The sequence below is a fragment of the Peptoniphilus indolicus genome, assembly GCF_900454665.1.
Classification (GTDB): Bacteria; Bacillota; Clostridia; order Tissierellales; family Peptoniphilaceae; genus Peptoniphilus; species Peptoniphilus indolicus.
In genome coordinates this window covers 1,302,624-1,316,507 of record NZ_UGTH01000001.1, presented here as the reverse complement: position 1 = coordinate 1,316,507, position 13,884 = coordinate 1,302,624, and the positions used below count along the sequence as shown (strand labels likewise).

Here is a 13,884-nt window from a genome sequence, read left to right as displayed (position 1 = left end):
AAATAGATATGCCTTTACTAAATAAGTTAAAAGAACTCCGCTCAGCAAAAGGATTAAATCAACAAGATTTGGGTTCTTTGGTCGGAGTTAGTAGGCAGACGATAAGTTTAATTGAAAGAGGAGATTATAATCCGTCGATAACGGTTTGTCTCAAATTGTCAAAAATTTTAGGTGTAAGTGTTGAAGAAATTTTTATTTATGAGGAGGAAATTGATGAATAGAGACATTTTTGAAAATAAGCATTATCAAGATAAGGTTAAAAAACAGTTGAAAATATTTTTTGCAATTGCATTTGGACTCAATTATCTGATGGGTTTGGGAATTTACTATGGCAAGAGCAATGGTGTAGATGTAAATATGTTTCCCGTCTTTCAAATGATGACTCCGGCTTTAGGAGTTATGGTTGCATTTATGTGGACAGATTGGGATAAAGTTCCAAAGTTTTCTTTTGTAATATATACGATAGTCAGTTTTGTGATGGGGGTTTTGAGTATAGCATCTTTATTTGTAAAGAATTTCCCTGTTAATAATGTCATGAATATTACCTTGATAGTAAGCACGATATTATTTTTAATTGGCATAAAAGTAGATAAGAAACAAAAGAGATATTTATTTAGCTTGAATAGAGGAAGTGTGAAGAAGGTAACTTTAATTGTGATTCTATTTTTATGTTTATATTTTTTGAGGATTGCTGTAGCTGTTATTCCAACTGAAGGCATTGATGTTTTCATATCATATTTCACGCTACAGAAATTAATTTTCGCTTTCATATTAGTTCCGAATTTCTTCTTGGTGTTCATACCTTTTTTAGGCGAAGAATATGGATGGAGATATTTTTTGCAGCCGATAATGCAAAAAAGATATGGAATGGTCAAGGGAATTTTATTGCTTGGACTTATTTGGGGAGTGTGGCACTTACCACTTAATCTATTTTATTATTCAGCAGAAAACACAGGATTTTTGAGTTTAGTTAACCAAATAGGAGTTTGCCTTGCGTATAGTATAATGTTTGGGTTTGCATATGCGTATTCAAAATCTATTTGGGCTCCGGTAATGATGCACTATTTTAACAACAACTTGATTTTATTTTTTGCAACTAATTTTGATTCAAGTGTGATTGAAAATCAAGTATACAGTTGGCAAATGGTAGCTATAAATATCGTATCAGTATTGTTAATTTATGGTGGTTTTATATTTAGCAAATACATCAGAAGAGAAGAATTTAGAATTGAGACACCACACGAAAGGTTAGAGGAGGATATTTTAAGTGAAGTCGAAGTTTAAAAGTATTTTAATCTTAATAGGAATCGGATTTATCGGGGGCATTTTTGGTTTTATGTCTTCAAGGAACAGTTTGGGGTTATTAATTTATGATTTTATTATAGATTTAGATAAAGCATTATATAAAAATGGATTTAATGCATTGGTAATTTCAATTCTGAGTCTAAGTGTAGCTGCTTGGATATTTTATTTTTTAGGAAAGGCGCAAGTAAAGAGGTCTCTTAAGAATGAAGAGGGATATGTAAAGGATTTTCTATTGGGTATTTCAATGGTAATTACTGCTTGTATAGCAATATTTGGAATTATATTTTTTGCAAATTTTATGAGAAGTATTAGCGAAGACTATATAACTAATAAAATTTTCGGAATAGCTTTGGCAGTTTTTATAATAGGAGTTCTACAAACATTAGTATTAAATCAATTAATTGTTGGATTTATAAAGACATACAATCCTGAAAAGTATGAAAATACACTCGATATAAAATTTGGGAAAAAATATATGGATTCTTTGGACGAAAGAGAACAATTGGAAGCTTATAGAGCCGGTTTTAAAACTTATAAAGCGCTAACTTATATTATATTTTTCCTTGTTTTGATAACAGGTCTTGTGTCCATGGAAACAAATGCGAATGTAATACCTATGTTTTTATTTGGAATACTATTTGCTATAGGAATGATTATTTATATTTACAATGTAATAGATGGTGAAAAACATAAAAAATAGAAGATGTGATTAGAATAAACCCTGAGGTCCAAATTTGGACTAAAGGGTTTTACTATTTTTGTAATGGTTTAGAAATTGAAAGAATAAACAATTAAAACGTGAATACATCTTTACTAATCGGATTAAAGTGTTATACTACTTCGAAAGGAGGAATTAAGATGGATAATTTAAAACTTGCAAGAGAAAATGAAAGTTATGCTGTCGAAGTTAGAAGAGAGTTGCATAAGATTCCCGAGCTTGAACTTGAGCTTCCAAAGACTGTAGAGTTTATAACCGGTAAACTTAAAGAACTTGGTGTTGAATACAAGTTGCTTGTAAATGGAAATGCCATTGTGGCGACAGTTGAAGCGAATGATACAAATGGTCCTTGTATTGGAGTTAGAGCTGATATGGATGCTTTGCCAATTAAAGAGGAGACAGGACTTGAATTTTCATCAACTCACGAGGGAAAGATGCACGCTTGTGGACATGACGGACATTCGGCTATGGCGCTTACAACTCTTAAAATTTTGGCTGAGAACAGAGACTCTTTTAAAGGAAAAGTAAAATTTTTATTCCAACCGGGAGAGGAAATTCCGGGCGGTGCTAAACCTATGATTGACGAGGGGGCTCTTGAAGACCCGAAGGTAGATTATATTATTGGACTTCACGAAGGTGGACTTGTAAAGGGAATGGACAAGGGAGCTATTTATTTTAAAGAGGGTTCTATGATGGCCTCAATGGATAAATTTACTATAAAGGTGAAGGGTAAAGGCGGACATGGAGCAAATCCTCAAGATACGATAGACCCGGTTGTAATTTCAGCTGAAATAATATTGGCGGTTCAAAAGATAGTATCTCGTGAGATAGCACCTACTTCATCTGCACTTATATCAATTTGTCAAATAAATGGTGGAAGCAGCCAAAATATTATACCTGACGAAGTAGTGCTTGTTGGAACGGCGAGAACTTTAAATGAAAAGGACAGAGATACTGTAGAGAGTAGATTAACAGCAATATGCAAAGGTGTTGCCAGAACTCATGGCGGAGATGCTGAAGTGGATTACAACAGAATGTATCCTGTACTTGTAAATGATCCTGAGGTTACTAAGTTAGTGAAGGGCGTAGCAACGGAACTATTCCCGGAAGATGTTAGAGAACTTGAAACTGCAAATATGGGAGGAGAAGATATGGCGTTTTTCTTACAAAAAGTACCGGGATGCTATTTTTTCATGTCGAATTTAAAAGAGGTTGATGGAAAGATATATCCTCATCACAATTCTAAGTTTGATGTCGATGAATCTGAGTTTTACAAGGGAATTGCAATATTTTTAGATACAATTAGAAAATTAGGGGAGATTAAATGAAAAATATAAAACTACATTTGATAGCTCTTGTGATAGTAATTATTGCAGAGTTAATAGGAAAGCATTCATTCGACATAGGAATAGGTAAAATTGTACTGTTACCAATGCTGTTTGCATTGATTATAGGCGTACTTACTACACCAAAATTTTTAAAAATTTCATCAGAAAAAGAAATGGTGGATGCGGGCTCTCTAATTGCATTCACACTAATGCTTTTGATGGCTAAGTATGGAACTACTATAGGACCTACTATTTCAGTTATTGTAAAATCATCTCCAGCACTTATACTACAAGAATTTGGTAATTTGGGGACAGTATTGCTAGGGGTTCCTCTGGGAATAGCTTTAGGATTAAACAGAGAAGTTATAGGTGGAGCACACTCAATAGCAAGAGAGCCAAACATAGCTGTAGTTTCAGAAAAATATGGTTTGGATTCAGAAGAAGGTCGAGGAGTTTTGGGAGTTTATATTGTGGGAACAGTTTTTGGAACTATTCTTATCGGACTTCTTGCAGGTATACTTGCAACTTCAACACCACTTCACCCTTATGCACTTGCAATGGCAAGTGGAGTTGGAAGTGCGTCAATGATGACTGCTTCAGTTGGTACTCTTGTTGAGTTATATCCTGATATGGAACAGATGATAACAGCTTTTGGAGCTTCGTCAAATTTACTTTCAGGACTTGATGGAGTGTATATGTCTGTATTTATAGCATTGCCTTTGGCAGAAAAGCTGTATGCAAAACTTAAAAGGGGGAATAACAAATGAAATTAAAACTTAAGGAAGCAATAATCGTCCTTTTAATTACAGGAGCTTTAACTGTTGTAGGTAATTTAGTGGGACTTGGAACCAGTCCAATGAAATCTATACCGGGAGTTTTGATATTAGTTTTATTCTCAATTATTGGAATTGGACTTGCAGAAATTATTCCGGTTAAAATTCCGGCAGTTGCATATATAGTTACAATAGCTACAATTTTTACAATACCCGGAGTTCCTTTTTCAGAAATTGTATCAGAACACACTGCAAATGTTGACTTCTTATCTCTCTGTACACCAATACTTGCATACGCAGGTATCTACACAGGAAAAGATATAGACCAACTTAAAAAGACAGGACCGAAGATAATAGTTCTTGCAATAGTTGTAATGCTTGGAACATACTTGGGTTCAGCAATTATAGCACAAGGTATTTTAAAATTATTGGGACAAATTTAAGTATAAAGACACCCCTATAACTGTTTCGTTACCTTTTGGTAAGGGAGTCAGTTTAGGGGTGTTAAATTTTTTCTAAAATTTCTATTGATGTAAAGATTGCATTAGGACACACTTTTTCAAGCAGACCTTGATTTATAATTTTTTCAAGACCGTCTTTTGCGGAGATATCTTCTCCAAGTAAATCTCTACAAAGTATTGAATTATATTTTTCTTTAAAGAGCTTATTGAATTCATTTATCTTCGATTCCATTATTTGACGGTGGTCAGGTTTATCTGAGCCGTATTTTAATCCCAATACCATATATGCACCACACACAGCGCCGCAAGTTGTGCCTTGGAATTGTCCACTTTCAAAAGCTTCGGCAATTCTTTTTGCAGCGAGATGGTCTAGGTTAAATTCTTCGGCAAAGTAGCACAAGACACTTTGACTACAATTGTATCCGTTGGTTAAAAATTTCATAACTAATTCTCTATTCATATTTATCTCCTGGAGTCTTTAAATTTAAAATACAGACTGTTTTTTAATGTATTTGATGACGGTTCTTCACATGCACCTAAAATTTCAGACAAAATATTTTTTATATTTGAAATTCCATATTTGTCAAAAGCGTGAGAGCAAGAAGAGCAGTAAGTGTATATACAACTTTTCTCTTTAGCTAAAATTTGTGACTTTATTTCATTTCCAATATCTTTATTTTTGGACAAAACTCCACCGCCCAAACCACAACAGTTTATATCAGAGAAAGAGTCTTGGTATGAATGTAAGAAAGGCTTTATATATTTAAAAATTTCTAAGTTGTACTTATCTGAACATGGAAAGAATATGTCAGCAGATTCCATAATAGTTGAGCCGATATTTTCTTGTTTTAAAAATTCATACACACTTATAACTTCAATTGATAGGTTATCTTTTAAAGTATGGTAGCAATTTGGACATAGACATATTAATTTTTCAGTACTTTTTAATTTTAATAAATCATCAAGCCTTGAAGTTGGTGCAACTCCGTTTTCATAGAGCGGTTTTCTGCAACATTCAACTGAAAAATCTATGTCTTTATCCCTGCAGATGGATATTAATTTTTCACAAGTCTCAGGATAGTATTTAGGATAGTTACAACCTAAAAATAAGAGAGTTTTACTTTTTTTATCTGAGTTGTTGTTGAATATATAAGGGTCTTTTGAGAGAGTTATTAAAAATTTATTTTTTGATTTAGATTTAAATTTCTTTGTGATTTCAGCTCCCGACAAATCTTTAGGACAATAGTGCCTACACGAATCACACATAAAGCATTCATTTTTTAGGTCTTCTCTTGAAGTATAATCTTTTAAATTTAAGTTGTACTTCTTTAAAAAACTACAATGTTTTGTACACAGATTACAGTTTATGCACTCTCTTTTAGTTTTTTCAATCATTTTAATATCTCCTGTAAATTTCGTCTATATCATGTGATTTTCGATATTTATATTGTAGTAATTGCATTTTTAGTACAGTCTTCCAAATTCCATTCTCTTCAAATCTTCTTGCAGAGGTGGTTATCGGAAGAGGAGAAAGATAGAATTTCTTTCCTAATTTTTTCAAATCCATTGACAGTTGGTAGTCTTCCATAAGAGGTATTGGAGCATATCTTCCAATTTTTTCAAACAAATCTCGTTTTATAAATATTCCCTGGTCCCCAAAAGCTATATTCCTAAATTTAACTCTTAGAGAGCTATTGAATGCGACCATTGACATTTGCCATTTTGGAGAGTCAAAGGCAAGGGTAAAGCACCCTACATCTGAGTTTGAATTTTCTATCTCCAAGATTGAATCCTCATGAATTTTAGAATCGGCGTGTAGAAACCAAAGGTAGTCGCCTTTAGAATATTTGACAGCCGAATTCATCTGATTGCTTCTATATTTAGACTCTTGTATTTTTGGAAAGTAGATTTTTTCATAAGTGTTATCAGTGCTGAATCCATCCGAAAAAATAACTTCAAAGTCACCTTTAAGTGTTTCTAGTTGTTTTTGAAACTCTTCAATTTTTAAAGACTCATTATATGTTGGAATTATTATCGAAATCATCATTACCTCTGTTTATATAAATTTTTGCAAAGACAGTAGAAACCAACACAAGCGCTATTAACAAGAAAATTGAAACAATAAATTCACTGCTATTCGTGTTTAGTGATTTATCTCCGGTGTTTAAAAACACTAGCATACCTGGAATTATTCCCAAGATAGTTGTGATGATGTAGTTTAGATAGCTTATCTTTGTGAAACCCGCCACATAGTTTATCAAGTTGTAAGAAACTAAGGGGACTAATCTGAGAATGAAAAATAGATAAAAAAGAGATTTTTGCTCAGAGTGTAAGAGACGGTTTTTTAAATTGGGTTGTATTTTTGAAATTAGTTTTTCAAAGAAATCTTGTCCTAAAAATCTACCGAGGTAAAACATAATTGTACTGTTTAAGGTACACCCAATCATTGTGTAGATAAATCCGTTCCAAATTCCAAATAAGATTCCTGCAACTAATACAAAAATTGGAACTGGAAAAAAGAAGATAGGGAGTATTGTGTAGAGTAATATGTAAACAATTGGAGCTGAGTTTCCAAATTCATTCACCCAATTTCTCAGTGACTCAAACGAAGCTATCTTTATAATGAAAATTGAGCCTATTAGAATTAATAGGCTGATTATTATTTTAGTTAGATTTTTTAAGTTTTTCATTGTACATACTCTTCGCTACAAAAATTGCTATACTTATTGCAAATAATATTAAAAGTCCCGTCATCATTGTCTTAGCGCCACCGGTTAAAGTTCCACCAACATATGAGTAAACTATAGTTGCCGGCAATTGACCTATGCCGGTTGCAATGAAGAAAGGCCAAAATTTCATAGATGTAAGTCCGGCTGCATAACTTACAATGTCAAAAGATACAAACGGAAGTAGTCTTGCAATTAAAATTACATACTTGTCATATCTTGCAAAGAAGTCATCAACTGATTTTAAAGCTGTTTTGGAAATTAGTTTTTCAACAAAATCGCGTCCTAAGATCTTTGCTATGTAGAAGCACATTGCAGCGCCTACCATCGCGGAACTCCAAGATAGAATTGCACCTTTGATCCAACCGAATATGGCTGCGTTTGAAAGTGTAATTAAAAAAGCGGGGATGGGACTTATGATAGATTGTAAAATCATAAGTAAGAAAGATACTGCAGCTGCGTATTTTCCATAGCCTCTTATATATTCTATTACTCCATCAACTCCCATTGTTGAAAGTATTTTGATTGCATCGTTAACTGATTGATTTACACTTGGTACAAGCAGGTATACTACTAAAAACAGTAGTAGTGTTAAAATTAAAAATATTTTAGGTGTATGTTTTTTCATATTTAAACCTCATAAAATCTTTTATGTAACATTTTCAAATAATCTTCGCTTAAAAATTTATTAATTTTTTCATAGGTATCTTGATTAGAAAGTATTCTTTCTGAAGCTTCGTATTCAACTTTTGCCATACTGCACCAAGTTATGCCGCGCAAGACATTAAAGGCAAAATATTTTTTTAGTTTTTGTCTATTTATTTTACGATACTTTTCATATTTATATATAAATTTTTCTATTTCAGAATCAGAAAGAATTTTATCTGTCTTCCAATTTGTAGTAGTGGGAACTAAGAAGTGAGCCAAATCCTGTTCAGCTTCACCGATTAGAGGTTTCTCCCAATCTATTATGTAAGAATTATTACCATTGATTATGAAATTTCTGTTGTTTAGTTCGGTGTTTATAATGCAAGGGTTTGAAATGTTATCTTTAATGCCAAGTTCTTTTACATAGTCAAAAAAATGCTCTATATATTTTCCAATTGAATTATTATAAATTTTAGAATTTTTATAAACTGAATACATTTCAAAACATTCTTCAAACATAGCCTTAAAAGGTTGTTCAACGCGAATTAAGTCTGTATCTTTAAATTCGAGGTTGTGTACTCTTGAAAGTAGATATGCAGCAATGGACATATCTGTGTCATAGTTGAGTGGACGACCTACTAAATAGTCCATAACTAAAAACCCCTTGCGAATGTAAGTTGAATTCTTTTTTAAGTAATGTGGCTTTGGAGTTACACCTGATGACTCAAGTGTTTTGAGGGCATTGTATTCGTATGTAATTTGCTCATCTCCAAGGTGCAGTTGACTTCCCAAGTTAATTCGACATACAAAATTTTTGTTAAATCTATAGTTTAAGTTATATTCTCCGCTTCCAAGAATCTCAACATCTTTTGTTTGTAGTTCTTCTTTTATTAAATCTATAATTTCATCAATATCTCTCACTGTATCAAGCCTTTCAATTGAAATATCAAGCGCAGTTGCTTTTTGTAAAGTTTTTTCAAAGACATCTGATTGGCTGTAGACTATGTTAGAAAATAAATCTAAAGGTTTTCTAAGTCCTATTAAACCATAGCCACCATCTTCTGCAGGTGCTATAACACAATCTGAATTATTTAGTCCTGAGAAGGCACTTTCAATTAATTTTAAAGTTATTCCTCTCAGGTCAGAACCCAAGAGGATAACTTGGTCATTTGAATTTAATTCAGCTTTTAAAGCGTTAAACATTCTATCCCCCAAATTTTCTCCTCTTTGAGGGATTTTTTCATAATCTATAAAGTTTAGGTTTTCGATATCTCCTGAAAAGTATACGACAAATTCATAACCTGATTTTTCAAGCACTTTTAAGTTATCCTTTATTAAAAATACAGATAGTTCATATCTATCTTTTGCAGATAGAAAATTTTTCAGTCTTGATTTGCCATAATTGAGAGCAGGAGCTTTTGTAAAAAAAATAATTTTTCTCTTCATAGTATAAAGTGTAGAGGTTATTTAAATTTTATACAAGAATTTAAAATTATTTTTCAAGAGTAAATTCAAATTCTTTAGTTCCGTCAAGAGAGTTCTTAACGTCTTTGTATCCGTTCTTAACTAAAGTTTCAGCAGCAACTGTTGATTTATTTCCCGAATAACAATAAGTTACAACTCCCTTATCCATTGGGATGTCTGCTAAAGCTGCTTCGATGCCATCAACAGGAATGTTTATAGCACCTTTTAAATGACCAGCTTCATAGTCTTTAGCATCTCTAACATCAATGATAGTATTGCTACCATCATTTGCATCAGCGATAGCTTGAAGTTCAGAACCAAATATATTTTCTATTTGAGACATAGTAGTATATTCGAAATCTTTAACTCCTTGAGCATTGAATACATTTGTGTATCCGTTTGCAACTAGAATTTCAGCAGCCTTTAAGCTCTTTTTACCTGTGTTACAAACTGTAACAACATTTTTATCTTTGAAGTCTGCAATTCTATCAAGATTTTCTTCGAATGTTTCGATATCCATGTTGATAGCAAATTTAACGTGACCGGCATCATATTCTTCTTTACTTCTCACATCGATAACAAGATAATTTTCTTTTTCTTTCTTATCTTCCATAATCTTGTCAAGTTCAGCGCCTTCCATAGTTTGAACTGTGGCAGTTTTTTCAGCAGCGTCTTCAGTTTTAGGTTGGTTTTTAGCACAACCAACAACGAATAGTGTAAGAGTTGCAATTATAGCAACTAATGATAAATACTTTTTCAATGTCATTCCTCCAAAATTAGGACAACATTTAAAAGTGCTTGATAATTAGAACTAACAAATATTATAGCACAATAAATTAAAAATTCCTCAAAACCACTCGGTTTATATAAATTTTTATCAATATATTTTGAAAATAATAATAAAATTAAAAAATGAGACATAATGTTATCATAAATATTAAAAAATAAGTAATAAAAATAGGTAATATGAGAGATTAGATTTCTTTCATATTACCTACTTTCTATTTAAACATTCTTTTTAATTTACTGCTTATTGCCCACTTAAAGAAAGTCCAGCCCGGTCCGATATCGTCACTTGCCCAAGTTGAGCTGACTTTTTTGAATCTGTAATCTGAAATAATTTTGCCCCAAGTCATTTGACCTGTGCTCAAATATCTCTTGATTGCAGGAATATCTTCGTATTTATATTTCCAGTGAGTTTCTGTATTTTTTCTGATTTGTGCACCGGATACTTTTTCTCCTAAAGAGTCCAAGAAGTACATCATAGGTGAGTTGAAACCAAGTTGACAAAGCATTTCTGTGAAGTTTATAAATCTCACGTTTACTTCGACTAAGTATATTTTATTATTTCTTTCATCTCTTTTTAATTCAACTTCTGCGAAACCTTTGTAGTTTACACTTTTGAAAAGAGGCGAGCATAAATCGTATAACTCTGGAATGTACTCTTGCTTAGCGTAAGTACTTGCTCCGAAATTTATTGGCCACTGTCTGATTTTTGATGTAGTTAAAAATGCCTTTACTTCGTTATCTTGCATATACATATCAAATGAATAACAATTGCTTTCAGGGCCTTTAACTATACGTTGTACAAATACATCTTGATTATCCTTTTTACAAATTTCCATTTTTTCTCGAAGTTCTGCCTCTGAATTTATAAAGAACATTTTTTCTCTGTATAAATTTACAAAAGGCATTGAATCACGAGGTTTTAAAACACAAGGATATCCAAGCTCTTCAGTTGCTCTTGCGTATAGATTAGGGTCGTCCATTGGAATTATCTCCGGAGTTGGAATATTTAATGGCTCAGTATATTTTAAAAGGCTTTCTTTGTCCATTAACTCTGTGAGTAGACCCTTTTGGTCATTTGGCCATAGATAATATTCTTTAAGCGCATCAAAGTTGTTTTCCATGAATTCGACATATAAGTCGGCTGTGGGGAATAGAACTGGCTTAGCGCTTTGCTTTTTTGAGTAATCTATTAAAAATTCAACAAGATTTTTTTCATCATTTTTGTAGTGAGGAGCAATAAGTCTTTCGTTTACATATTTAGAAACACCATAGTGTGATGGTTCGTAGTCTACGGTAGTAACTTGAACTCCATTTCGACCTAAATTTCTAACAACAGCAAGACCTATGTAATAATTGGTTCCTAAAACTACTGCTTTGTGTTTATATTTCATAAGACACCTCCAGTTAATTAATGATAATTATACCATATTTATTTTAAATATTATGAGTGTATGAAGTATAAAATGGATATAAATATAAAAAATAAGGAGGAATTGAAATTGAATATAAAATTTAACGGACAACCATTGACATTAGTTGGAAAAGAAATAAAAGTCGGAGATAAGGCACCGGAATTTAAATCTGTAAATCCTGACCTTTCTGAATTTAACTCGGAAGATTTAAAGGGAAAGATTGTAGTTTATTCAGTTGCACCATCTATTGATACAGGAGTTTGTGCAATTCAAGCGAGAACATTTAACGAAAAGGCAACTCAACTTTCAGATGATGTTGTAATTTATACTGTAACAGTTGACCTTCCATTTGCACAAGGTAGATTCTGTGCTGCTGAAGGAATTGAAAATGCTAAAATTATTTCTGATTATAAAGATCGTGAGTTTGGAGAAAAATATGGTTTCTTGATTGATGAGTTAAAACTTCTATCAAGAGGTGTTGTTGTAGTTGATAGAGAAGGCGTTGTAAAATATGTTGAGTATGTTGAAGAAGTTACTAATGAAGTAAACTTTGACGGAGCATTAAAAGCAGTAGAAGAGTTAAACTCATAATGAATATAAATATCTTAGCTGTCGGAAAAGTTAAGGAAAAATATATATTGATGGGAATAGAGGAGTTTGCCAAAAGGCTGACTCCTCATTGTAATATTAAAATTATAGAAGTTCCTGACGAACCGGCTCCGGAAAAATTATCAGAGAGTGAAGAACAGAGAGTTAAGCAAAAAGAGGGAGAGAAGCTTTTAAAGTACGTATCAAACTCGGATTATACCATAGCTTTGGATTTAAAGGGAAAGACTTTAACTTCAGAAGAATTTGCAGAAAAAATTTCAGATATAACAATGGAAGCGTCGACAATTAATTTTATAATAGGTGGTTCGTTGGGATTGGCACCGGAAGTTTTAAATGCTTGTAAATATAAGTTGTCTTTTTCTAAGATGACATTTCCACACCAACTTATGAGATTGATTTTAATAGAGCAAATATACAGAGGTTTTAGAATTATAAACGGATATCCATACCACAAATAAAAGGAGAGAGTATGAATTTTGAATTAATTAAAGATGAAATTGCAGAGAGATTGCCTGAATTTATTTTAATTAGACGAAAAATTCATATGAACCCTGAAACAGGAATGGAAGAGTTTAAAACCACTGATTTAATTATAAAAACTCTCGAGAGTTTTGGAGTTTATGAGATAGAAAAAATTGGCGAGACTGGTGTTGTTGCAATTATAAGGGGCAATGGCGAAAAATGTGTTGCAATAAGGGCGGACATAGATGCATTACATATTGAAGAGAAGACAAATCTTGAATATGCTTCTAAATTAGATGGCATTATGCACGCATGTGGACACGATATTCACACAATATCTCTACTTGGAAGTGCATATATATTAAATAGACATAGAGATGAAATAAAAGGCATTGTGAAACTTATATTTCAACCGGCCGAAGAGAAGGGAATAGGAGCAAAGTATATGATTGAAAATGGTGCTTTGGAAAATCCCAAGCCTGTTGCGATATTTGGACTTCACACTTGGCCTGATGTAGAAGCTGGTAAGATATTTCACAGACATGGAAAGATGGGGGCAGCTTCGGATAGATTTGAAATAAAGATAATTGGAAAAGGCGGGCATGCAGCACACCCTGAAAAGACAGTGGACCCAATAGTAATTGCAGGAAATGTAATAGTTATGATACAAAACATTGTATCTCGTGAATTATCCCCATTGGATTCAGCGGTTGTGAGTTTCGCGGCAATAAATGGTGGGAATGTATCGAATAAAATACCGTCAGAAGTTGAACTCAAGGGTTCGATAAGAACTCTTTCAGAAGATACCAGAGAGTATGTTCATAGGAGAATTGAAGAAGTTGTAGAAAATGTATCCAAGTCCATGAGAGGAAGTTCTGAAGTGAAAATACACAAAGGAGTTCCGGTTTCGTATAACGACAGAAATGTTTCTGTGCTTATTGAGAGAGCTTGCAGAGAAGTTTTAGGAGATGAAAATTATATAGAAAATCCTGAACCGTCTATGGGCTCGGAAGATTTTGCATATTATTCTGATTACGTTTCATCAGCTATGTATAGGCTAGGAGTTGGCTTTAAGGATAGAGAAAACGCACCGCTACATTCAGATAAATTTATGGCAGATGAAGAAGCTATACCAACCGGTATTTTGAGTATGGTGGCAGTGGCTGAGAAACTATTAAATGAATTATAG

The 13,884-nt window shown here is 32.8% G+C and carries 17 protein-coding genes; 9 read left to right on the top strand and 8 right to left on the bottom strand.

The window, feature by feature from the left end:
* Positions 1-8 precede the first annotated feature (8 nt).
* The 6 genes from DYE58_RS06285 (at position 9) to DYE58_RS06260 (ending at position 4,567) form a co-directional block, all read left to right on the top strand.
* Complete coding sequence (locus DYE58_RS06285) at positions 9-221, top strand: helix-turn-helix transcriptional regulator (protein WP_040552451.1); 213 nt, start codon at positions 9-11, stop codon at positions 219-221.
* On the top strand, positions 214-1,284 hold the full coding sequence (locus tag DYE58_RS06280) for a CPBP family intramembrane glutamic endopeptidase (RefSeq protein WP_004819798.1): 1,071 nt from the start codon (positions 214-216) through the stop codon (positions 1,282-1,284). The genes DYE58_RS06285 and DYE58_RS06280 overlap by 8 nt, the downstream gene beginning before the upstream one ends.
* Positions 1,268-2,005, top strand: a complete 738-nt coding sequence (locus DYE58_RS06275; RefSeq protein WP_004819800.1) for a DUF3169 family protein — start codon at positions 1,268-1,270, stop codon at positions 2,003-2,005. Before DYE58_RS06280 ends, DYE58_RS06275 begins: the two co-directional genes overlap by 17 nt.
* 158 nt (positions 2,006-2,163) lie before the next feature.
* Positions 2,164-3,351: a M20 metallopeptidase family protein gene (locus tag DYE58_RS06270; protein WP_040552154.1), complete on the top strand. Its 1,188-nt coding sequence runs from the start codon at positions 2,164-2,166 to the stop codon at positions 3,349-3,351.
* Entirely contained in the window at positions 3,348-4,118 is a 771-nt protein-coding gene (locus DYE58_RS06265) for a DUF3100 domain-containing protein (RefSeq protein WP_004819807.1), read from the top strand. Before DYE58_RS06270 ends, DYE58_RS06265 begins: the two co-directional genes overlap by 4 nt.
* The gene (locus DYE58_RS06260) at positions 4,115-4,567 is read left to right on the top strand and encodes a hypothetical protein (RefSeq protein WP_004819815.1); all 453 of its coding nucleotides are present in this window, start codon (positions 4,115-4,117) and stop codon (positions 4,565-4,567) included. Before DYE58_RS06265 ends, DYE58_RS06260 begins: the two co-directional genes overlap by 4 nt.
* Before the next feature lie 61 nt (positions 4,568-4,628).
* On the opposite strand, the gene DYE58_RS06255 is transcribed toward DYE58_RS06260, so the two are convergent.
* The 8 genes from DYE58_RS06255 to DYE58_RS06220 form a co-directional block, all read right to left on the bottom strand.
* Positions 4,629-5,045, bottom strand: a complete 417-nt coding sequence (locus DYE58_RS06255; protein WP_004819823.1) for a C-GCAxxG-C-C family protein — start codon at positions 5,043-5,045, stop codon at positions 4,629-4,631.
* 2 nt (positions 5,046-5,047) lie between these two features.
* Positions 5,048-5,980, bottom strand: a complete 933-nt coding sequence (locus DYE58_RS06250) for a (Fe-S)-binding protein (protein WP_115312111.1) — start codon at positions 5,978-5,980, stop codon at positions 5,048-5,050.
* A 1-nt stretch (position 5,981) separates the two neighbouring features.
* Entirely contained in the window at positions 5,982-6,629 is a 648-nt protein-coding gene (locus tag DYE58_RS06245) for a TIGR04283 family arsenosugar biosynthesis glycosyltransferase (RefSeq protein WP_040552156.1), read from the bottom strand.
* The gene (locus DYE58_RS06240) at positions 6,601-7,275 is read right to left on the bottom strand and encodes a TVP38/TMEM64 family protein (protein ID WP_004819830.1); all 675 of its coding nucleotides are present in this window, start codon (positions 7,273-7,275) and stop codon (positions 6,601-6,603) included. Before DYE58_RS06240 ends, DYE58_RS06245 begins: the two co-directional genes overlap by 29 nt.
* Positions 7,250-7,939 (bottom strand): TVP38/TMEM64 family protein, encoded by a 690-nt coding sequence (locus DYE58_RS06235; RefSeq protein WP_004819831.1) that lies wholly within the window; start codon positions 7,937-7,939, stop codon positions 7,250-7,252. Before DYE58_RS06235 ends, DYE58_RS06240 begins: the two co-directional genes overlap by 26 nt.
* Positions 7,940-7,941: 2 nt before the next feature.
* Positions 7,942-9,405: a TIGR04282 family arsenosugar biosynthesis glycosyltransferase gene (locus DYE58_RS06230; protein ID WP_004819832.1), complete on the bottom strand. Its 1,464-nt coding sequence runs from the start codon at positions 9,403-9,405 to the stop codon at positions 7,942-7,944.
* A 46-nt stretch (positions 9,406-9,451) separates the two neighbouring features.
* Positions 9,452-10,189 (bottom strand): rhodanese-like domain-containing protein, encoded by a 738-nt coding sequence (locus tag DYE58_RS06225; protein WP_004819834.1) that lies wholly within the window; start codon positions 10,187-10,189, stop codon positions 9,452-9,454.
* Between the two features lie 235 nt (positions 10,190-10,424).
* Positions 10,425-11,603 carry a carboxylate--amine ligase gene (locus tag DYE58_RS06220; RefSeq protein WP_115312110.1) on the bottom strand — a complete coding sequence of 393 codons (1,179 nt, stop codon included), beginning with the start codon at positions 11,601-11,603 and terminating at the stop codon, positions 10,425-10,427.
* Between the two features lie 108 nt (positions 11,604-11,711).
* On the opposite strand from DYE58_RS06220, the gene tpx reads away from it, so the two are divergent.
* The 3 genes from tpx to DYE58_RS06205 are packed head-to-tail and all read left to right on the top strand — an operon-like array spanning position 11,712 to position 13,884.
* Positions 11,712-12,215: a thiol peroxidase gene (gene tpx / locus DYE58_RS06215; RefSeq protein WP_040552158.1), complete on the top strand. Its 504-nt coding sequence runs from the start codon at positions 11,712-11,714 to the stop codon at positions 12,213-12,215.
* On the top strand, positions 12,215-12,691 hold the full coding sequence (rlmH, locus tag DYE58_RS06210; RefSeq protein WP_004819842.1) for a 23S rRNA (pseudouridine(1915)-N(3))-methyltransferase RlmH: 477 nt from the start codon (positions 12,215-12,217) through the stop codon (positions 12,689-12,691). The genes tpx and rlmH overlap by 1 nt, the downstream gene beginning before the upstream one ends.
* Positions 12,692-12,702: 11 nt before the next feature.
* On the top strand, positions 12,703-13,884 hold the full coding sequence (locus tag DYE58_RS06205) for a M20 metallopeptidase family protein (RefSeq protein WP_004819844.1): 1,182 nt from the start codon (positions 12,703-12,705) through the stop codon (positions 13,882-13,884).